This is a genomic window from Arthrobacter pullicola (assembly GCF_014836875.1).
Classification (GTDB): domain Bacteria; phylum Actinomycetota; class Actinomycetes; order Actinomycetales; family Micrococcaceae; genus Arthrobacter_B; species Arthrobacter_B pullicola.
Map to the genome: position 1 here is coordinate 279062 of NZ_JACSQC010000001.1, position 20274 is coordinate 299335.

Annotated in this window: 19 protein-coding genes; 15 read left to right on the plus strand and 4 right to left on the minus strand. The window is 64.6% G+C overall.

The window, feature by feature from the left end:
* Window positions 1-7 precede the first annotated feature (7 nt).
* The 15 genes from H9638_RS01355 (at window position 8) to H9638_RS01420 (ending at window position 15095) form a co-directional block, all read left to right on the plus strand.
* Window positions 8-1144, plus strand: a complete 1137-nt coding sequence (locus H9638_RS01355; RefSeq protein WP_225216936.1) for an MFS transporter — start codon at window positions 8-10, stop codon at window positions 1142-1144.
* Between the two features lie 100 nt (window positions 1145-1244).
* On the plus strand, window positions 1245-2291 hold the full coding sequence (locus tag H9638_RS01360) for an ATP-binding cassette domain-containing protein (RefSeq protein ID WP_191745388.1): 1047 nt from the start codon (window positions 1245-1247) through the stop codon (window positions 2289-2291).
* Window positions 2288-3130, plus strand: coding sequence for an ABC transporter permease (locus tag H9638_RS01365; protein ID WP_191745389.1), 843 nt, complete (start codon window positions 2288-2290; stop codon window positions 3128-3130). Before H9638_RS01360 ends, H9638_RS01365 begins: the two co-directional genes overlap by 4 nt.
* 31 nt (window positions 3131-3161) lie before the next feature.
* A complete protein-coding gene (locus tag H9638_RS01370; RefSeq protein ID WP_191745390.1) occupies window positions 3162-4109 on the plus strand; it encodes an ABC transporter ATP-binding protein in 948 nt (315 codons plus the stop codon).
* On the plus strand, window positions 4106-4960 hold the full coding sequence (locus H9638_RS01375; RefSeq protein WP_191745391.1) for an ABC transporter permease subunit: 855 nt from the start codon (window positions 4106-4108) through the stop codon (window positions 4958-4960). Before H9638_RS01370 ends, H9638_RS01375 begins: the two co-directional genes overlap by 4 nt.
* Before the next feature lie 173 nt (window positions 4961-5133).
* Entirely contained in the window at window positions 5134-6093 is a 960-nt protein-coding gene (locus tag H9638_RS01380; RefSeq protein ID WP_191745786.1) for an ABC transporter ATP-binding protein, read from the plus strand.
* Window positions 6090-6965 (plus strand): ABC transporter permease, encoded by an 876-nt coding sequence (locus H9638_RS01385; protein WP_191745392.1) that lies wholly within the window; start codon window positions 6090-6092, stop codon window positions 6963-6965. Before H9638_RS01380 ends, H9638_RS01385 begins: the two co-directional genes overlap by 4 nt.
* 145 nt (window positions 6966-7110) lie before the next feature.
* Window positions 7111-8394 carry a M18 family aminopeptidase gene (locus H9638_RS01390; RefSeq protein ID WP_191745393.1) on the plus strand — a complete coding sequence of 428 codons (1284 nt, stop codon included), beginning with the start codon at window positions 7111-7113 and terminating at the stop codon, window positions 8392-8394.
* 228 nt (window positions 8395-8622) lie between these two features.
* Complete coding sequence (gene rpsF, locus H9638_RS01395) at window positions 8623-8928, plus strand: 30S ribosomal protein S6 (protein WP_066300367.1); 306 nt, start codon at window positions 8623-8625, stop codon at window positions 8926-8928.
* A gap of 66 nt (window positions 8929-8994) precedes the next feature.
* Window positions 8995-9552: a single-stranded DNA-binding protein gene (locus H9638_RS01400; RefSeq protein ID WP_191745394.1), complete on the plus strand. Its 558-nt coding sequence runs from the start codon at window positions 8995-8997 to the stop codon at window positions 9550-9552.
* A 102-nt stretch (window positions 9553-9654) separates the two neighbouring features.
* Window positions 9655-9894, plus strand: a complete 240-nt coding sequence (gene rpsR, locus H9638_RS01405; protein WP_003800144.1) for a 30S ribosomal protein S18 — start codon at window positions 9655-9657, stop codon at window positions 9892-9894.
* Window positions 9895-9912: 18 nt separating this feature from the next.
* Complete coding sequence (rplI, locus tag H9638_RS01410) at window positions 9913-10362, plus strand: 50S ribosomal protein L9 (protein WP_066300360.1); 450 nt, start codon at window positions 9913-9915, stop codon at window positions 10360-10362.
* Between the two features lie 616 nt (window positions 10363-10978).
* Window positions 10979-12361 (plus strand): replicative DNA helicase, encoded by a 1383-nt coding sequence (gene dnaB / locus H9638_RS01415; protein WP_191745395.1) that lies wholly within the window; start codon window positions 10979-10981, stop codon window positions 12359-12361.
* 113 nt (window positions 12362-12474) lie between these two features.
* Window positions 12475-13098 carry a hypothetical protein gene (locus tag H9638_RS16690; RefSeq protein ID WP_225216864.1) on the plus strand — a complete coding sequence of 208 codons (624 nt, stop codon included), beginning with the start codon at window positions 12475-12477 and terminating at the stop codon, window positions 13096-13098.
* 242 nt (window positions 13099-13340) lie between these two features.
* Window positions 13341-15095, plus strand: a complete 1755-nt coding sequence (locus H9638_RS01420; protein ID WP_225216865.1) for an ABC-F family ATP-binding cassette domain-containing protein — start codon at window positions 13341-13343, stop codon at window positions 15093-15095.
* Here H9638_RS01420 and H9638_RS01425 read toward each other — a convergent pair.
* From H9638_RS01425 to H9638_RS01440, 4 genes are all read right to left on the minus strand, one after another.
* On the minus strand, window positions 15092-17068 hold the full coding sequence (locus H9638_RS01425; protein ID WP_191745397.1) for an APC family permease: 1977 nt from the start codon (window positions 17066-17068) through the stop codon (window positions 15092-15094). The genes H9638_RS01420 and H9638_RS01425 overlap by 4 nt on opposite strands.
* 102 nt (window positions 17069-17170) lie before the next feature.
* Entirely contained in the window at window positions 17171-17494 is a 324-nt protein-coding gene (locus H9638_RS01430) for a 2Fe-2S iron-sulfur cluster-binding protein (protein WP_191745398.1), read from the minus strand.
* Window positions 17495-17609: 115 nt separating this feature from the next.
* Window positions 17610-18992: an MFS transporter gene (locus H9638_RS01435; RefSeq protein ID WP_191745399.1), complete on the minus strand. Its 1383-nt coding sequence runs from the start codon at window positions 18990-18992 to the stop codon at window positions 17610-17612.
* Window positions 18993-19022: 30 nt separating this feature from the next.
* Window positions 19023-20087, minus strand: coding sequence for a cytochrome P450 (locus H9638_RS01440; protein ID WP_318241742.1), 1065 nt, complete (start codon window positions 20085-20087; stop codon window positions 19023-19025).
* Window positions 20088-20274: the final 187 nt, after the last annotated feature.

The window sequence follows — 20274 nt, forward strand, 5'->3', positions numbered from 1 at the left end:
GAACGGCATGATCTTCGCCAGCTGGGCAGCGCGGATTCCCGCTGCCGCCGAATCGCTGGGGATCGGCTCCGCCGGCGTCGGTGTGCTCCTGCTGTTCTCTGCCGTCGGTTCGGTCTCCTCCCTGCCCCTGTCCGGGGCAGTGGCCCAGCGGGTCGGCACGGCCAATGCCGTTCGGCTGGGAGGCCTGCTGGCGTCCTTCGCCGCCCTGGTGATCGCCGCGGGCCTGGCCTGGTCCTCCATCCCGCTGACCGCCGGCGGCCTGCTGATCTTCGGCGCCGGCATCGGTCTTTGGGATGTCGCCATGAACCTGGAGGGGACCGAGGTTGAGCACCGGCTGAACCGGACGGTCATGCCCAAGTTCCACGCGGCGTTCAGCGGCGGCGCCTTCGTGGGGGCAATGATCGGTGCGGTGCTCTCCGCCGTCGGCGTGAGCCTGTCCCTGCACCTGATTGGCATCGTGGTGATCGCCGTGGTCCTGGTGATCCTGGTTCCCCGGGCCTTCCTGCCGGACGCCCCGGTGCAGGAACTCGGTGAACCTGTGGCCAAACCGTCCAGCTTCGCTGCGTGGAAGGAAGGGCGCACGCTGCTGATCGGCGTCGTCGTCCTGGGCGCGGCATTGACCGAAGGTGCCGCCAACGACTGGGTGGCCAAGGCCACCGTGGATGGGCTGCAGGCCTCGGAAACCGCAGGTGCTGTCATGTTCGGCGTTTTCGTCGCCGCGATGACTGCCACCCGCTGGTTTGGGGCCCGCCTGATCGACCGGATAGGCCGGGTACGGGCCCTGCGCCTGTGCATGAGCGCCTCTCTGGTGGGACTGGTCCTGTTCGTGGCCGCACCCAACCTGTGGCTGGCGGGCATCGGCGTCATCCTCTGGGGAATCGGAGCCGCACTGGGCTTCCCCATGGGCATGTCGGCAGCCGGGGACGACCCGGCGCTTGCCGCCGGGCGGGTCTCGGTGGTCTCCACTCTGGGCTACACGGCCTTTTTTGTCGGTCCGCCGGTGCTCGGTTTCCTCGGTGAACTCTGGGGCCTGCGCAACGCCCTGCTGGTGGTCGGTGCCGCGATCCTGCTCTCGATTGTCTTCGCGCCGGCCGCGGCGGAGCGCCGGAGCAGTGCGCCAACCGAACGGAATCCTGCCGTCTAGCGGCGAAATCCGGACAACTTCCCGAGGAATGGGGATTTGCGGACCAAAGCTGTCCGGAAAGGGCCTTCCGGCTGCCGGGGCGCAGTCCTACCCTGTTCGCATGTCTTTTCCCCAGAACCCCCCACATCCGGACCGTCCGGTCTCCGATGGCCGGCGGGATCCGCTGATCCAGGCCCACGGACTGACAAAGATCTACAAATCCAAATCAGGGCCGGTGCATGCCCTCGATGGACTCGATATTGGAGTTCCCCAAGGCACGGTCACTGCCCTCCTCGGCCCCAACGGAGCCGGCAAAACGACGGCCGTCAAGGTGCTGACCACCTTGATCAGGCCCAATGCCGGAACCGCCTCCATCGACGGAATAGACGTCGCAGCGCGGCCCAAGGAGGTGCGCCGGATCATCGGTGTCTCCGGCCAGTATGCCGCTGTGGACGAAAATCTGACGGGCATCGAGAACCTGCGGATGGTGGGCAAGCTCTACCACCTTCCGACCCAGAAGGCACGGTCCCGGGCAGCCGAGCTCATTGACCAGTTCGAGCTCTCCGACGCCGGCAACCGGCCCGTCAAAGGGTACTCCGGCGGTATGCGCCGCCGGCTGGACCTTGCCGGAGCCTTGGTGAACGAGCCCCGGGTCCTGTTCCTGGACGAACCGACAACCGGTTTGGATCCACGCAGCAGACTGGCCCTCTGGGACGTCATTAAGTCCCTGGTCTCCGGCGGAACCACGCTCCTGCTGACCACCCAGTACCTGGAGGAAGCGGACCAGCTTGCCGATACCGTGGCAGTGATCGACGGCGGCAAGGTGATCGCAGAAGGTACCTCCGACCAGCTCAAGGCCCGGATCGGCGGGCACCGGGTGGCGGTGGCGCTGGTGGAAGGATTCGACGCCGGCGTGGCCCGGGAGGTGCTTGCCCGGCACGGCGACGGCGAAGTCCAGACCGCCAGTGACGGCCGGACCCTCGAAGTCGCGGTCACCGAGGGACCGTCCGCGCTCCAGCAGGTCCTGCGCGACCTTGAGTCCGCGGGAATCGAACTGCACGACGCCGGGATCCGGCGCCCCACCTTGGATGACGTCTTCCTCAAGCTCACCGGGCATGTAGCCGAAGAGGAGAAGGACGACGCCGAGAAAGCGAAGGCCTCACGATGAGCACCGCGGCGCAGACACTCACCTTCCGGCCGGGTCCGGGTACCACCGCCGGCAGCTGGGCCTCCGACGGCTGGACCGTGACCAAGCGGAACCTGATTAAGATCCGCCGGACACCGGACATGGTGGTGTTCGCTGTCCTGCAGCCGATCATGTTCGTGCTGCTGTTCAGCCAGGTCTACGGAGGATCCATTCAGGTGGCCGGCACCAACTACACGCAGTACCTGATGGCCGGAATCTTCGCACAGACGGTCGTTTTCGGCTCCACGTTCTCCGGCTCGGCCATGGCGCAGGACCTGAAGGAAGGGATCATTGACCGCTTCCGTACCCTTCCGATGAGTCCCTCGGCAGTGCTGATCGGCCGGACGAACTCTGACCTTGCACTGAACAGCATCTCGATAGTGATCATGATGGGGACAGGGCTGCTGGTTGGCTGGCGCGTGAACACCGATTTCTGGAGCTTCCTCGGCGGCGTGGGACTGCTGCTGCTGTTCTCCTATTCCTTCAGCTGGGTGATGGCACTGCTGGGAATGACCGTGCGGTCCCCGGAAGCGATCAATAACGCGTCCTTCATCATTTTGTTCCCCATCACCTTTATCTCGAACGCCTTCGTGCAGAGTTCCACGCTGCCCGAACCGCTGCGGACCATCGCTGACTGGAACCCCGTCTCCGCCCTGGTCCAGGCGGTGCGGCAGCTCTTCGGCAACCTGGGGTCAACGCCGGTGCCGGACACCTGGCCCATGCAGAATCCGATCGCCACGGTCCTGATCGGCTCGGCCTTCATGCTCGTGGTGTTCGTGCCGCTGGCAGTGCGCAAGTTCGAGGCGGTGAGTTCCCGCTAGGTCCCGCTCTCCCCGAACGTAAGGACCCACCATGATCGAGGCACACGCACTCACCAAGCGCTTCGGCGGCAAGACCGCCGTCGACGGCATCACCTTTTCGGTCCAGCCGGGCAAGGTGACTGGATTCCTCGGGCCCAACGGCGCCGGGAAATCGACCACCATGCGGCTTATCGTCGGACTGGACCATCCCACCGCCGGGAACGTGAGCGTGAACGGGAAACCCTACGACCGGCACCGGATGCCGCTGCATGAGGTCGGCGCACTGCTTGAGGCCAAGGCCGTCCATCCGAAACGCACCGCGTACAACCACCTGCGTGCGATGGCCGCAACCGAAAGCATCCCGGCCTCCCGGGTCCGGGAGGTTATTGAACTCACCGGGCTGGGACCGGCAGCCAGGAAACGGGTGGGCGGCTTTTCCCTTGGCATGGGCCAGCGCCTGGGCATTGCCGCGGCCCTGCTGGGGGATCCGCAGACCCTGATCCTGGATGAACCGGTGAACGGACTGGACCCTGAAGGCGTGAAATGGGTGCGGTTCCTGGTCAAGGGTCTGGCGGCGGAAGGCCGCACCATCTTCATCTCCTCCCACCTGATGAGTGAAATGGCTCTGACCGCGGACCATCTCATAGTGATCGGCCGGGGCCGGATCCTGGCCGACGCTCCTATCGAAACCGTCCTGACCGGCGGCAAGCGCGACCGCGTCCTGGTGCGCACGGACGACGCCGGTGCCCTGGGTGCCGCCGTCGGGTCGCCGGGAGTGGAGGTGCGCAGGACGGCGGCGGACGAACTCGAAATCCTCGGACTGCCTGCCCGCAGCATCGCCGAAGCGGCCTTCGCCCGGGGAATCCTCATCACCGGGCTCATACCGCAGCAGGTTTCGCTGGAGGACGCCTATATGGAACTCACCGGCGGCGAGGTGGAGTACCGGTCCGGGCAGCCCGGTGAGCAGGCGCTCCCGGCAGGCGAAGGACAGGGCGCATGAGCACGGCAGCAGCTCCCGTGTCCCGGTCACCGCGCAGCTGGGCCGGCCGTCCGGTGACGTTCGGGCGCGTGCTGCGCTCGGAATGGATCAAGACTGCCACGGTGCCCTCCACGGTTATTCTCCTGGCAGTGAGTTTCGCGGTAATGGTGGGCCTGGGGGCGCTGGTTGCGTGGGGTACCGTGCAGCTGGCCAGCGACCCCGCGGCGGGACCTCCGGAGGGAATCGGCGAGCCCCTGCAGAACGTGGCGTACGACATTCCGGCCGCCGGGCTGCCGTTCGGGCAGCTGCTGATAGCGTCACTGGCGGTGGTGCTGATCGGCTCCGAATACACCACCGGCATGATCCGGAGCACCATGGTGGCGGTGCCCACCCGCACCCCGGCCCTGCTGGCCAAGACGCTGGTGATCGCCGTCATCTCCTTCCTGCTCGGCGTTGTCGCTGCCCTCGCCACCTACCTGCTGGCCCAGCCGATCCTCGCCGGTTCCAACCTGGATTTCGGGCTGGACGCAGAAGGGGTGCTGCCCTCCATCATCAACACCGGCACTGTCCTGGCGCTGATCGCCGTTATGGGTGTGGCCATCGGTGCCCTGCTGCGCAGCACCGCCGGGGGAGTGGTCACCCTGGTCGGGGCGCTGTTTGTCCTGCCCATCATCGCGGGCCTGCTCACGGGACTGGCTGACTGGGTCGAAGATGCCGCCCGGTTCCTCCCCAGCAGTGCGGCCTCCCAGCTCGTGGCCACGAGCATCGCGCCGGATCAGTTCAACCAGGTGGAGGGCGGCTTGATCCTCGCCGGGTGGGCCGTGGTGCTGCTGGCGGCCGCCGTCGTCGTCCTGAAGAAGCGGGACGTCTAGGTTCAAAGGCGCCGCGGATGCCCGAACACCAGTCAGGGCGGACCCTGAGTCATCCCTAAGGGTGACTCCTGAATACACCTGATTCATCCCTTGGAACGGTCCGGCGGCGCCTGCACTCGCATAGGGTGGGGGCAGCCCCCAAAGAATCTGTCCGTTCCAACATGAGGATCACCATGATCGAGGCACACGGCCTCTCGAAACGCTACGGCGCCAAAACCGCCGTCGACAATGTTTCCTTCACTGTTCAGCCAGGCAAGGTCACCGGCTTCCTGGGCCCGAACGGCGCCGGCAAATCCACGACTATGCGGATGATCGTGGGCCTGGACCGGCCCAGCGCCGGCACCGTCACCGTCAACGGTGCGCCGTACGCCCGGCACAAGGCGCCGCTGCATGAGGTCGGAGCCCTGCTGGACGCCAAGGCAGTCCACACCCGCCGCTCCGCGTACAACCATCTGCGCGCCATGGCCGCGACCCACGGCATTTCCAACAAGCGCGTCAACGAAGTCATTGAGTTGACCGGGCTGGAGCCCGTGGCGAAAAAGCGCGTAGGCGGGTTCTCCCTGGGCATGGGCCAGCGGCTCGGCATCGCCGTCGCCATGCTGGGGGACCCCAGCACCCTGATCCTGGATGAGCCTGTCAACGGCCTTGATCCTGAAGGCGTGCTCTGGGTCCGCAACCTGGCCCGCGGCCTGGCAGCCGAGGGCCGCACGGTCTTCCTCTCCTCCCACCTGATGAGTGAAATGGCCGTCACCGCGGACCATCTGATTGTGATTGGCCGCGGACGCATCATCGCCGACGCGCCCATCCAGGACATTATCGACGGCGGCGGCCGCCAGCGGACCCGGGTGCGGACGGACAACGCCGCTGATCTCCTGCCGGTCCTTGAAGGACAGGGCGCGGAGATCAACCGCCTCGAGGACGGGCTCTTCGAAATCAGCGGCACCGATTCACGCGCCATCGCGGAGATCGCGCTGGACCGCCGGATCCTGCTCACGGAACTGACTCCGATCCAGGTCTCGCTTGAAGACGCCTACATGGAACTCACCCGGGACGACGTCGAATACAAGTCCCACGGATTTAGCCAGGAACCGGCTGCGGCAGCCGAGCCTGTTGTGGAAGGAACCCGAGCATGAGCACCTCAACTGCACCCGCGCCCACGCGCCGAGCAGCCCGGCCCGACGGCAGCGGCGTGAACTTCGCCCGGATCCTGCGCTCTGAGTGGATCAAGGTGACCACGGTCCCGTCCACCGTGATCCTGCTGGCCACCACCTTGGTGGTTATGGTGGGAATCGCGGCACTTGTTGCCTGGAGCTGGGCGACCACCGCCCAAATGCTCGCGGACGATCCCACCATGGGACCGGCGATGGGTGTTGGAGCGGGCATGGATCTGCAGGCCATGGTCTATGACACCCCCGCCTCGGGCGTCCTGTTCGGCCAGCTGCTGATCGCTGCCCTTGCCGTGGTCCTCATTGCCTCCGAATACAGCACCGGAATGATCCGCTCCACCATGGTGGCGGTTCCCAGCCGTACGCCGGCGCTGTTCGCCAAGGCCATCATCACTGCGGTCGTTGCCTTCGTCATCGGGGTCGCTGGGGCTTTTGCCAGCTTCCTGATCAGCCAGCCCCTGCTGGCAACGGAGAACCTGGACTTCACGCTGGATGTCCCCTGGGTGCTGCCCAGCATCATCAACACCGGAACGTTTCTGGCCGCCATCGCGGTGATGGGCGTTGCCATCGGTTCCCTGCTGCGCAGCACGGCCGGCGGCGTCGTCACCATCATTGGTGCCCTGTTTGTCCTCCCGGTGATTGTTCAGCTGATCTCCGGCCTGGCGGACTGGATTCCCGATGCCGCACGCTTCCTGCCCAGCAGCGCCGGTGCCCAGCTTGTGGCTACCAACATTTCGGACGGTGCCCTGAACCAGCTCGAGGGCGGGCTCGTTTTGGGTGGGTGGGCGGTGGCGCTGCTGATCGCGGCGCTGGTCGTGAACAAGATCCGGGACGTCTAGGGCCCGACAGGCCCGCCCGGCTGCCACATGCCGGGCTGCACAAACCCGGTGGAGGGGAACGCGGAAGAACGGCCGTGTTCCCCTCCACTGTTATGTCCGGCAGCGTCTATGTCCGGTGGTGTCCGGTTTCTGGTTAGATCGGATTATGACTCCCACCAGGCAGCCGCACGGGCACATCCACGACCTCGGCGCGTACGTCAGCGCCTCACCTTCGAGCTTCCACGCCGCCCGCACCGCGGCGGACCGGCTGGCCGCCGCCGGATTCACCGAGCTGTTCGAGGCGCAGGAGTGGCCGGCAGCACCCGGCCGCTACGTGGTGGTCCGGGACGGAGCCTTTATCGCCTGGATCGTTCCGGAAGACGCGGGGCCGGCCACCGGATTCAACATCTTCGGCACCCACACGGACTCACCCACGTTCAAGCTCAAACCCTCACCCACAACCGGCCGGTTCGGGTGGCTGCAGGCCGGCGTGGAGGTGTACGGCGGGCCGCTGCTGAACTCCTGGCTGGACCGCGAACTGGAACTGGCCGGCCGGCTGGTCACCCTGGACGGAAAAGAACACCTCGTTGCGACCGGGCCGCTGCTGCGCTTCCCGCAGCTGGCGATCCACCTGGACCGGGCCGTCAACGAGGGCCTCAAGCTGGACAAGCAGCAGCACCTGAATCCGGTCTGGGGCCTGGGGGACCCGTCCGCCGCGGACCTGCTGGGACTGCTCGCCGCCAAGGCTGGCCTGGACCGGGCGGAGATCGGAGGGTACGACGTCGTTGCCGCCGACACCCAGCCGGCACAGGTCTTCGGTGCGGAGGGTGAGTTCTTCGCCTCCGGCCGGCTGGATAACCTGTCCTCGGTGCACGCGGGGCTGCAGGCACTCATCGCCGCAGCTCCTGCCAAATCCGGGGGATCCATCGCGGTCCTCGCAGCCTTTGACCATGAAGAGGTCGGCAGCGGCAGCCGCTCCGGCGCGGCAGGCCCCTTCCTCGAAGACGTGCTGGCCCGGATCAGTGCCGGCCTGGGCGCCGGTGCCGTGGAAGCCCAGCGGGCGTCCGCGGCGTCGTTCTGTATTTCCGCGGACGCCGGACATGCCGTGCACCCCAACTACGCAGAGCGGCACGACCCGGCCAACAAACCGGTCCTCAACGGCGGACCGCTGCTGAAAATCAACGCCAACCAGCGGTACACCACCGATGCGCAGGGCGCAGCGTACTGGGCGGGACTGTGCCGCGAGGCTGAAGTGCCCTATCAGGAGTTCGTTTCCAACAATTCGATTCCCTGTGGCTCCACCATCGGACCGCTCACCGCGACCCGGCTGGGGATCCGGACCATCGACGTCGGAATCCCGCTGCTGTCGATGCACTCGGCCCGCGAAATGGCGGGCGTGCAGGATCCCTACCTCCTCTCGCGGGCAGCGGAACTGTTCTTCAACCGCTGAGCCGGGGGCACCGCCCGGCTGCTCCGCAGCTGTCCACAGGTGCCCATGCGCGTCAAAAACGGGCGTGAAAGTCCGATAGGATAGTGGAGTCTGTGCTGTCAGCCTTGGCTGGCAGGCTCTCGGTGTGCGGTGGAACTATCTGCCGTGTCCTGGAGCAAAGACAACGCTAAAGAACCTCCTGTTACGGAAATACCGTGACCGTATAGCCCAAAGGAGGTGGGTTCACAAATGCGTGCTTATGAACTGATGGTAATCATCGACCCCGAGGTCGAAGAGCGTACCGTGGAGCCTTCGCTCGACAAGTTCCTCAACGTTGTCCGCAACGATGGTGGAACCGTCGACAAGGTGGACATCTGGGGCCGTCGCCGCCTGGCCTACGAAATCAAAAAGAAGGCCGAAGGCATCTACGCGGTGGTTAACTTCACCGCCAGCCCTGCAGCGGCTGCTGAACTTGACCGCCAGCTTGGCCTCAATGAGACCATCCTGCGCACCAAGATCATCCGCCCCGAAGACCAGAAGGTTGTTGCCGAGTAATTTCGGCCCATCCTTTACTCGTCAATGAAAGGCCCGCATTCCGGGCCGAGACACCAGGAGGCATAAATGGCAGGCGAGACAACGATCACCGTGGTCGGCAACCTGACGAATGATCCGGAACTCCGGTTCACCCCGTCCGGTTCGGCAGTGGCGAACTTCACCATTGCCTCGACGCCGCGTACCTTCGACCGGCAGTCCAATGAGTGGAAGGACGGCGAAACGCTGTTCCTCCGTGCATCGGTCTGGCGCGAAGCTGCGGAAAACGTCGCCGAGTCCCTCACGAAGGGCACCCGCGTCGTCTGCCAGGGCCGACTCAAGTCACGTTCATACGAGACCAAAGAAGGCGAAAAGCGCACCGTAATGGAGCTTGAGGTCGACGAAATCGGCCCCTCGCTGCGGTACGCATCCGCAAAGGTCACCCGCACCCAGCGCTCCGGCGGCGGTGGCGGCGGCTTTGGCGGCAATGCTGGAAACTCCGGCGGCTTCGGCGGCAACTCCAACTCCGGTTGGGGCGGCCAGCAGCAGCAGCAGTCCGCACCTGCGGATGACCCCTGGGGTGCGCCTGCGGGCGGCAACTCAGGCGGCTGGGGAGCCGGTCCGGATTCCAACGATCCGCCCTTCTAAGCAACACCCAGTGCCGCAAGGCACAACCTCTGACGGCAACCGCCGTCGAGCCCATCCCGTGGAATCAATCCACGGGCTCCACTAGACATAAGGAGCTCCACGATGGCTAAGGCTGAACTTCGCAAGCCCAAACCAAAGTCCAACCCCTTGAAGGCCGCTGACATCACTGTCATCGACTACAAGGACGTAGCATTGCTGCGCAAGTTCATTTCCGACCGCGGAAAGATCCGCGCTCGTCGCGTAACTGGCGTCACCGTGCAGGAACAGCGCAAGATCGCACAGGCAATCAAGAACGCCCGTGAAGTTGCTCTCCTGCCTTACTCCGGCGCTGGCCGCGGCTAAAGGAAAGGAACCTAACTCATGGCAAAGCTCATTCTGACCCACGAAGTGACCGGTCTCGGTGCTGCAGGCGACGTTGTTGAGGTAAAGGATGGTTACGCACGTAACTACCTGATCCCCCGCGGCTTCGCCCTGACCTGGACCAAGGGTGGCGAGAAGCAGGTTGAGTCCATCAAGGCTGCCCGCGCTGCCCGCGAGCACGCTTCGCTGGAAGATGCCCAGAAGCAGGCTGCTGCTCTCTCCGCCAAGCCGGTCAAGCTGACCGTCAAGGCCGGCGAGTCCGGACGCCTCTTCGGCACGGTCAAGCCCGCTGACGTTGCCGCTGCCGTTGAAGCTGCCGGCCTCGGCAGCATCGACAAGCGCAAGGTTGAACTGCCGACTCACATCAAGTCGGTCGGTTCCTTCCAGGCCAACGTCCGCCTGCACGACGACGTTGCTGCCGTCATCGACCTCGAGGTCGTTGCCAGCTAGTACCGCCCGTTGCGCACTGCGTGACTAAAAGCGCCCTCCGCCTTTGGCGGGGGGCGCTTTTGCTTACCGGGATGAACGGCCGCCGCGCTGCGGTCTGTTCCTGTGCCGTCAAGCACATCCATTGCCTGTGACGGAGGCTGCGCTGGCTGATTTATCCAAGTAGTTTCCGGAAACCCACAGGTATGTGGATATCAACTGTGGATAATGGCGTTCCTACGCGGCTGAAACCGTTCTGTCAACCTGAAGGTAGTGGATGAATGTTGGGAAAAATACCTCGCTGTGCACAGGTGTGGACGAGTGTTTCTCCTAGTCAGAGCCGTATTTCAGTCAAAACTAATTTGTTATCCACAACCTTATGCCCACCCTGTGCACAAGACACGCCCAGTTATGAACAGCGTATCCACAGGGCCTGTGGATAACTCGTTTGTTGAGGGGGCCTTACGGGGCTACGGTTGCGGTGGACTCCTTCATCGGCGCACCTGCACGGGTTACGGCGAAGGCACCGGCGGCGCAAAGCCGGTGTCAGTGCCGTCGGGTAGACAGATACCCAGCACAACCTCATGCCGCCCGCCCGACGGGGCCCATGGATCTAACGTTTTTGGAAAGGGTGGCCATAGTGTCGCTTGCACATGCGGATGCCGCTGAATCAACCCGCAATTCGGATCTCGGCCGCACCCCGCCGCAGGACCTGGTTGCGGAGCAGTCAGTCCTCGGCGGAATGATGCTCTCCAAGGACGCCATTGCCGACTGCGTTGAGGTGCTGCGGGGCGTGGACTTCTACCGGCCCGCCCATGAGTCCATCTACGAAGCCATCATCGATCTCTATGGCCGCGGCGAACCCGCTGATGCGGTGACCATCTCGGATGAGCTGACGAAACGCGGTGAAATTGGCCGGATCGGCGGTCCCGCCTACCTTCATACACTCATCCAGTCCGTTCCGACTGCCGCAAACGCCGGCTTCTACGCGGAGATCGTTCGGGAACGTGCCGTTCTCCGCCGGCTCGTGGACGCCGGAACCAAGATCGTGCAGCTGGGCTATTCGAGCGACGGCATGGAAGTTGACGACATCGTCAACGCGGCGCAGGCAGAGGTTTATGCCGTGGCTGAGCGCCGGACGGCCGAGGACTATGTTCCGCTGAAGGACATCATCGAAGGCACCGTCGATGAGATCGAATCCGCGGGCCACCGCGGTGAGGGCATGATCGGTGTCCCCACCGGCTTCTACGAGCTCGACGAACTGACCCAGGGCCTGCACGGCGGCCAGATGATCGTCATCGCTGCCCGTCCGGCAGTGGGTAAATCCACGTTCGCGCTCGACTTCGCCCGGTCTGCGGCAATCAAAAACAACATGACCACCGTATTCTTCTCCCTGGAAATGGGCCGCAACGAGATTGCCATGCGCCTGCTTTCCGCCGAGGCGACCATCGGACTGCAGGACCTCCGCAAGGGAACCATCAAGGACGAACAGTGGGGCAAGATTGCCACCACCATGGGCAGGATGAACGACGCCCCGCTGTTCATCGATGACAGTCCGAACATGTCCCTGATGGAAATCCGGGCCAAATGCCGGCGGTTGAAGCAGCGGCACGACCTCAAACTGGTGGTCCTGGACTACCTTCAGCTGATGTCGTCCGGCAAGAAGGTCGAATCCCGCCAGCAGGAAGTCTCGGAGTTCTCCCGTGCCCTGAAGCTGCTGGCCAAGGAACTCGACGTCCCGGTCATCGCCCTGTCACAGCTGAACCGAGGTTCCGAACAGCGCACTGACAAAAAGCCCATGGTCTCCGACCTCCGCGAATCGGGCTCGATCGAGCAGGACGCCGACATGGTGATCCTCCTGCACCGCGAAGACATCTATGACAAAGAGTCCCCGCGCGCCGGCGAAGCCGACGTGATCGTGGCCAAGCACCGTAACGGTCCCACCAAGACCATCGTGGTGGGCTTCCAGGGCCATTACTCCCGGTTCTCCAACATGGCCGTCGAGGGTGGATCCGGCTTCTAGCCGGCAGACGCGGGCTGCCGTGCCGGCTGACGCCGACTAGAATCGAGGGTGCCGGTTTGCCCTCCAGGGTCATTCCCCCGCGTTCATCTGACCAGCAGTCCTTGAGGAGTACCGTGCCCAAATCCAAACCCCGCAAGAAGGCCGCCGCGAAAAAGAGCCTGGCCCGCCGGAGCGAACATGAGAGCAACCGGATTCTCGGTGATGCGGAGACTTTCGTCAGCGACGAGGGTGAGGCGCTGCTGACCTCCCGCGGCTGGATCAGCGAGCGTAACCAGCCCGGCGGCGTCGACCAGGGAGATGCCTGGTACTGGATGCCGTCCCAGCTTCCGGCCTACCTGGAAGAGGGCGAGCCGGTACCCACCTCCGTATTCCCGGCGAAAACCGGATTTGTCAGCCAGCTCGCCACACCGGATGGTTCCGTTCCGCCGGAGGCACAGACGGAATACGCCTCTCTGGACGAGCTGGAGGGGGATCTGGACCGGCTTGAGGCCTACCGGGTGCCGGATGGAACCTGGACGGTTCTGGGCGGAGGCCCCGGCCCGGACGAAACGCCCGGCGAACTCATCGACACGATCGCCGAGGAATGGGAGCTCATTGCCGAGCTGATTCACTTCCCGTACAGCGGGGACGGCCCCCGCTCCTTCGAGGCTGTGGTTCAGGCGGCCCGGGAAGGCCGGTTGACGGCTTACGCCTACCAGTCGGTTCTGGCGGGCCGTGGGGCTGCGCTCCAGGACTAGGCCTGCCCCGCCCGGTGCCGGAGCCGGAGCCGGTCCCGCAGGCCGGACCCGTGTTGCTCCGCGGATTGCACCCGGCCGGGCCCGGAATTAGTATCAACGCATGCTGCTTTCCTGACACCAACTGCCCGCGCCCGAGGCCCCACTGCCAGCCCGGCGGAATCCACATCGATTGGATTCCCGTCCGCCTGCCAGCCTATGGATCCGGCCCGGCGGGCCTCCATATTCGGACGTCAGGACCTTCATTGGCTGAACAGCAGCTTTCCTCAGCATTTCCCGGACCGGTTACCGGATCCGCTGCCGTAGGCAACATCCGCCACCTCCGGTTGGCCGCCGTATCCCTCAGGTATCCGGATAGGCGGCTGCTGACAGACGTTTCAGTAACCGTCTCGCCCGGACAGCGCACCGGTCTGATCGGAGAAAACGGGGCCGGTAAATCCACGCTCCTCCGGATAACCGCCGGGATTGAAACCCCGGACAGCGGCTCGGTGCACCGCCCGGAGTCCACCGGATTCCTGCGGCAGGAGATGGCATCCGACCGCGGCCTGTCCATGGACCGTGTTCTTGAGGCCGCCGTCGCGCCGGTCCGCTCCCTTGGAGCACAGCTGACCGGGCTGGCGGAACGCCTCGGGTCGGAACCGGATGATCCGGCCGTCGCCGACGCCTATGACCGTGTCCTGCAGGAAGCGGAGCACTCCGGCCTGTGGTCACTGGACGCGCGGATCGCCGCCGTTGTGGACGGACTGGGTCTGGGAGCAGTGCCGCGCAGCCACTCTGTTGATGCCCTATCCGGCGGCCAGCGACGGCGGCTGTCCCTCGCCGCGCTGCTGCTGGAACGCCCCTTTGCCCTGCTCCTTGATGAGCCCACCAACCACCTCGACGACGGCGCCCTGGACTTCCTGGCCGACGAGCTCGCCGGCTGGCCGGGACCGGTCCTTATGGCCAGCCATGACCGCTGGTTCCTGGACACCGCTGCCACGGACCTGGTGGACCTGGACCCCGGCTCCGGGGCTGAAGGCTACGGCGGGCCAACCGTGCAGGGCATCCGCTATACAGGCGGCTACTCCGGCTACCTGCGGGCAAGGGCGGGGGCGCGCCGCCGCTGGGAGGAAGCCTGGCGGGCACAGGAGGCGGAGCGGCAGCGGCTGCAGCAGATAGCCGAAGTGGACGGGCGCAGCGTTTTCCACACCACGGCGCCGAAGAGCGAAGTCCGCGGAGCCCGGAAGTTCTACAGCGACAAGGCGGCCAAGACCGTGGGCGGCAGGGTCCAGGCCGCCCGGCGGGGCCTGGCTGAACTGGAACGCTCCGCGGTTCCGGTGCCGCCGCCGCCGCTGCGTTTCCACGGGATTCCCGGCGGTGGCTTGGTTAGTCCGGCGGCTGGCCCGGCCGCTGATTCGGTCCCGGAGACCGTGCGGGAGGAAATTCTCTGCCTCGCCGGGGCCGCGGTACCGGGGCGGCTTCAGCCTCAGACCCTGGTCCTGCGGGCAGGGGACCGCGTGCTGGTCGAGGGACCCAACGGTGCGGGAAAATCCACCCTGCTGGAACTCCTGGCCGGAACCGTTGCCCCGGCCAGCGGCCGCGTGGTCCGCGTCAGCGGACTAACGGTGGGCCTCCTGCGCCAGGAAGACCGCTGGCCGGACCTGGAAGTCACCGCCGGGGATGCGTACCGGTCACGGCTGGCGGAACCCGGCCTAGCCCCGTCGCTGGCTGAGCTGGGTTTGCTCCACCCGGGGGTGGACGGGCTGCGGCTGGCTGAGCTCTCGCCGGGGCAGCGCCGGCGGGTGGCGCTGGCGGTGCTGGTGGCCGAACCGCCGCAGTTGCTGCTGCTGGACGAGCCGACCAACCACCTCTCGCTCGCCCTCGCCGGGGAACTGGAGCAGGCTATCGCCGATTATCCGGGAACTGTGGTCCTGGCCAGCCATGATCAGTGGCTGCGGCGGCGCTGGACTGGCCACAGGCTCGGCGTGGAGCCAGCGGCACCTGATCCGCGGGAGGCCTAGTCGCCGGTCCCGGGGGCTCCGGTCTTGTCCCGGCTGGACGCCAGCTGCCAGGGGACGCTGGCCACCATGATTCCCGGCTCGAAGTGCAGCCGGGTCTTGATCCGCAGCGCCGTCTGGTTGTGCACCAGCTGTTCCCACCAGCGGCCGACAACGTATTCGGGGATGTACACCACGAAAAGTTCCCGCGGTGAACTGCGGCGGGCCTCACGCAGGTAGGCCAGGACGGGGGACACGGTTTCGCGGTAGGGGGAGGACAGAACCGTCAGGGGCACGGGAATGCGCAGCCGCTCCCAGTCATCCACCGTCTTCTGCGTTTCCTCCGGGTCCAGGTCCACGATGATCGCGTTCAGGCTGGACGGGCGGGAGGCCCGGGCGTAGGCCAGCGCGCGGAGCACCGGCTTGTGGACCTTGGACACCAGAATGACGGCGTTGACCCGGCTGGGCAGGGCCAGCACCTCCGGGTCGTCCTCCACGCGCAGTTCCTCCGCCACGGACTGGTAATGGATACGGATGCTGTTCATCACGGCATAGAGGAATGCCATGGCCAACAGTGCGATCCAGGCACCATGCTCAAACTTGGTGATGACCACAATCACCAGCACCACGGACGTCATGCCGAAACCACAGGCGTTGATGACCCGCGAACGCATCATCCGCCGTCGCGCGTCCTTGTTCCGTTCGGTCCGCAGCTTCCTGGTCCAGTGCCTGATCATGCCCAGCTGGCTGGCCGTGAAGGAGACGAAAACCCCCACGATGTAGAGCTGGATCAGGCGGGTGACATCGGCATTAAACGCCAGGATAAGCACCAGGGCAGCCAGGCCCAGGGCAATAATGCCATTGCTGAAGGCCAGCCGGTCGCCGCGGGTGCGCATCTGCCGGGGCAGGTAACCGTCGCGGGCCAGCACCGAAGCCAGAATCGGGAACCCGTTGAAGGCGGTGTTGGAAGCAAACACCAGGATCAACCCGGTGGCGGCCACCACAAGGTAGAAGAGCAGGGAGCCGTCACCAAAGACAGTCTCGGCCAGCTGGCTGATCACCGGGTGCTGAAGATAGTCCTGCACGGGAGCACCGTTGAGGAGCAGCTGCGTGGCGGGATTCTGCACGAAGTGGACTTTGGTCAGGGAAGCGAGGGTCAGGATCCCGGCCAGCATAAGCGCTGCCAGCCCGCCAAGGAGCAGCAGTGTGGTTGCGGCGTTGGTGCTCTTGGGTTTCCGGAATGTGGGAACACCGTTGCTGATGGCTTCCACCCCGGTCAGGGCCGCAGCCCCGGAGGAAAACGCCCGGAGCAGCAGGAAGGCGCCAGCCAGCCCGGTGAGGCCGGCATCGAGTCCCGCTTCAGGTACCAGGTCAAAAGCAGCCGAGGGCGCCTGTGCGAGGGTGCCGGTGGCGGCCTGGAAAAGGCCCGCCGCGCACATGCCCAAAACGGAAGCCAGGAACACATAGGTGGGGACGGCGAAGACCTTTCCGGCTTCCTTAACGCCGCGCAGGTTCACCAGCATCAGGATGATGACGCCGGCCGCGGCAAGCAGGCCCTGCCTGCCGTGAAGCGCCGGAACAATGGTCACCAGGTATTGGGCGGCAGATGACATGGAGACAGCAACGGTCAGCACGTAATCCACCAGCAGCGCCGATCCCACGGTCAGTCCGGCACGCCGGCCCAGGTTTTCGCTGGCAATCTCGTAGTCCCCGCCGCCGGAAGGGTAGGCGTGGACGTTCTGCCGGTAGGAAGCCACCACCGTCAGCAGAACCACAATGACGGCCAGCCCCACCCAGGGGGACAGGGTGACGGCAGCAACCCCTGCCAGTGCCAGCGTAAGGAGGATTTCATCCGGCGCGTACGCTGCCGAGGAGAGTGCGTCCGAGGCATAAACGGGGAGGGCTATGCGTTTTCGCAGCAGAGTGCGCGAAAGCCGTTCATTCCCGTACGGACGCCCCACCAGAATGCGCTTGAGCGCATTGAAGAATGTGAGCACGAGGTCAAACCCTAGACCGGTTGCATAACCAAGTCCAGACGGCTCCAAACCGGGCCTGTCCGGGGCTGCGGCCCGTCAGTGAATGATCCTCAGGCCGTGAACTCAGGTCTGGCTTCCGGGCACATCGACTTCGAGGGTTTCCCAGCCGTTGCCGGCTACCAACTGGCACCCCAGCCGTGACCCGTCTAAGCGTCCGGCGGTGGTGCAGTCCAACATTTCATCCTCGTCCTCTCCAACCGGCGGCACTGCTTCCAGGTATTGCTCCCGGACATAAACGTGGCAGGTGCCGCACATTGCCTGCCCGCCGCATTCACCAACGATGCCTTGCACTCCGTTTGTGACTGCGGCCCGCATGATTGATGTGCCCGGTTCAATGTCCAGGACATCGATGCCGCCGCCGGGATGGTGGAAGGTAATTTTTGCCATTTGTGGTTCCCTTTGGAATCGAATAAGGAGGATCGGGATCGATAGAGCAGCGGCCCCGGTCAGACGCCAAGCGAGTGGAGGCTAGCCCGGAAGGCTAGCCTCCACCGCATCGCGGTCAGCTCACGGCTGACCGCGTCCCTTCGGAAGCTTCGGCCGCTGTTCCGGGTGAATCGGTCAGGCTTCTGTCCTTTGATTCCGGCATAAAAACTACGGTGATCAGACTTATGAGAGAAACCGACGCCAGGTAGACGATCACGGGAGTGGTGGACTGCCCGCCGCCATAGAGGTTGGCCAGCACGATCGGGGTGAATCCGGCACCCAGCAGAGTGGCTATTTGATATCCCAGAGATGCGCCTGTGTAGCGCGATCCTGTCCCGAAACGTTCCGCTATGAAAGCTGCCATCGGTCCGTAAAGAATCGTCTGAGTCACGATTCCCAGGGTGAAAGCCAGGAATACCAGCGAGAGGTTTCCGCTTGAGAGCAGTGCGAAAACGGGGACCAGGACAAGGATGAAGAGAACGTTGCCTGCGATCATCAGCGGTTTGCGCCCCAACCGGTCAGAAATCCGTCCCATCAGCAGTGTGGTGCCGATGCTGATGATTCCGGCGCCGGCAAAGGCGAGCATGACCTGGGACTGCGGCAGCCCGAGAGAAACCGTGTAGGACATGGCGAATGTCGACAGCAGGGTCTGAAGTGCGAATGCCGAGGTCGCAGCAAGGATCACTGTTACCAGCAGCCCCGGCCGCCGAAGGACCTGGAACAGGGGCACTGACCGGCGGACACCCATTTCTTTTGCCGATTCGCTGTCGAGGCGGGCCATCGCGTCCTGGAAGACAGGGCTTTCGGAGACGCGGGACCTCACATACAGGCCCACGAGCAGCAGCACGAAGGAGAGCAGGAAGGGAACCCGCCAGCCCCACGCGAGAAAGGCTTCCTGCGGCATGGCCGAGAAGGCGCTCATGACCAGCAGGCCCAGGACGGATCCGGTGGGGGCACCCGCGTTCGTGAAGGATGCTGCGAAGCCGCGCGACTTGGGGTCCGCGTGTTCCAGCGCCATCAAGGCAGCGCCTCCCCATTCTCCGCCGATCGCAATGCCCTGGATCACCCGCAGGAGGACGAGCAATACGGCCCCCCAGGCGCCGATCAGGTCCGGGCCTGGGACCAGGCCGATGGCTGTGGACGCGGTGCCCATGATCAGCATGGAGATAACGAGTAGCTTCTTGCGGCCCAGCCTGTCGCCAAAGTGCCCGAAGATGACGCCGCCGAGAGGGCGGGCTACGTATCCTGCGGCAAAGGTTCCGTAAGCGGCGACCGTACCTGCCCAGGGGTCCAGCCCAGAGAAGAACACCGGTCCGAAAACCACAGCCGAGGCCGTTGCGTACAGCAGGAAGTCATAAAACTCGATAGTCGTTCCGAGGTAGCTGGACAGGACCACGCGGCGGCGCTCGCGGACCACCGTGCGGTCAGCAGCCGTGGAGTAAGGGTTTATCGATGACATCGTTGTCACTTTCTCTGGATGGGATGACTGTTACCACACGACAGGCAGGCTGGTGAGGCCGCGGAAGACCCAGCCGTCCCAGATTTCCTGCTGGGACTTATCCCGTTTCAAGCCGGGAAGTTCCCGGTAGAGCAAGGGAACAGCAATATCTCCGATGGCTTTTTGGGCCGCCCATTTGCCGGCGCACTGGTGTACACCCGATCCGAAGGCCAGATTGGTTCCAGGCGGACGGTGAATGTCGAATTGATCGGGGTTTGTGAACTGTGTTGAGTCCCGGTTCGCTGAGGAGAGAATCATGCCGATCTGGGTTCCGGCGGGTATCGCCACTCCCTGGATTTCGACATCGGCAATTGTTTGGCGAGTAATCATGCCAATCGGGGAGAAAAGCCTCGCGGCCTCGGTAAAAGCCTGTTTCCACAAACCAGGGTCGGCAAGCACCGCGGCCTTCTGATCGGGTGAACGGTCCAGCAACCAGACCATGTTGGTGATCATGTGCTGCGGTTCGTTCATGCCACCGGAAATCGTCAATTTGATGTTGTTGCGCACCTGATCTTCGGCCATGCCGCCTTCGAGCAGCATTGACGTAATGGAAGGATCCGGGTGCCTGCGCAGCCGGGCGACAGTCTCGTCCAGGGCGGCATCACACTCCGCCCGGGAACGCTCGCAGCGGTCCCAGATGTCCTGCCGGTCAAGCACATTGCCGGTCCCGGCAATGAAATCAACTGACCAGCGCGCCAAATCCAGCGGCTCCACATCCGGCATGCCGACCATGTCACAAAGATTCTTTGCAGCCAGCGGGGCCGCATACGCGGCGTTTAGATCTGCGGCACCCTGGCTGTTGGAGACCATCTCGGCGAGGTACCGGCGGGCATTGATTTCAAATTTGTCGGCCCAGATTTCCATAATCTGCTTCGGCCTCAGCGTCCGGTTCATGGGGGCACGCTCGCTGGCGTGCTCCGGATCGTCCTTGCGGATCAGCGGGCGCCCGCCCAGCGCTTTTGCCATCGTCCCGCCGGAGACGTTGGAGGAGAAGATTTCTGGATGGCGTTCTCCGAAGCTGCAGCCCTCGAACGTAGAAATGAGGACCTTTTTCACGGCCGGAGCCCATGCCACTGGAGTCTCCCGGCGAAGACGTTCGTAACTGGGGTAGGGGTCGCATGCCAGTTCTGCCGGATCAAGCCATCCGGCAGTGGGCAGACCCACGGGAACTGCTGTATTTGTCACTGTCGTTTTCCGGCCTTTCCGCGGTTCTTCGTTCCCGAAAGTATGATCTGAGTCACGC

What these genes read in the sequence shown, in the direction of transcription:
- H9638_RS01355 (WP_225216936.1), top strand. Translation starts at nt 8, where the DNA reads ATGATCTTCGCCAGCTGGGCAGCGCGGATTCCCGCTGCCGCCGAATCG.
- H9638_RS01360 (WP_191745388.1), top strand. Translation starts at nt 1,245, where the DNA reads ATGTCTTTTCCCCAGAACCCCCCACATCCGGACCGTCCGGTCTCCGAT.
- H9638_RS01365 (WP_191745389.1), top strand. Translation starts at nt 2,288, where the DNA reads ATGAGCACCGCGGCGCAGACACTCACCTTCCGGCCGGGTCCGGGTACC.
- H9638_RS01370 (WP_191745390.1), top strand. Translation starts at nt 3,162, where the DNA reads ATGATCGAGGCACACGCACTCACCAAGCGCTTCGGCGGCAAGACCGCC.
- H9638_RS01375 (WP_191745391.1), top strand. Translation starts at nt 4,106, where the DNA reads ATGAGCACGGCAGCAGCTCCCGTGTCCCGGTCACCGCGCAGCTGGGCC.
- H9638_RS01380 (WP_191745786.1), top strand. Translation starts at nt 5,134, where the DNA reads ATGATCGAGGCACACGGCCTCTCGAAACGCTACGGCGCCAAAACCGCC.
- H9638_RS01385 (WP_191745392.1), top strand. Translation starts at nt 6,090, where the DNA reads ATGAGCACCTCAACTGCACCCGCGCCCACGCGCCGAGCAGCCCGGCCC.
- H9638_RS01390 (WP_191745393.1), top strand. Translation starts at nt 7,111, where the DNA reads ATGACTCCCACCAGGCAGCCGCACGGGCACATCCACGACCTCGGCGCG.
- rpsF (WP_066300367.1), top strand. Translation starts at nt 8,623, where the DNA reads ATGCGTGCTTATGAACTGATGGTAATCATCGACCCCGAGGTCGAAGAG.
- H9638_RS01400 (WP_191745394.1), top strand. Translation starts at nt 8,995, where the DNA reads ATGGCAGGCGAGACAACGATCACCGTGGTCGGCAACCTGACGAATGAT.
- rpsR (WP_003800144.1), top strand. Translation starts at nt 9,655, where the DNA reads ATGGCTAAGGCTGAACTTCGCAAGCCCAAACCAAAGTCCAACCCCTTG.
- rplI (WP_066300360.1), top strand. Translation starts at nt 9,913, where the DNA reads ATGGCAAAGCTCATTCTGACCCACGAAGTGACCGGTCTCGGTGCTGCA.
- H9638_RS01430 (WP_191745398.1), bottom strand. Translation starts at nt 17,494, where the DNA reads ATGGCAAAAATTACCTTCCACCATCCCGGCGGCGGCATCGATGTCCTG.
- H9638_RS01435 (WP_191745399.1), bottom strand. Translation starts at nt 18,992, where the DNA reads ATGTCATCGATAAACCCTTACTCCACGGCTGCTGACCGCACGGTGGTC.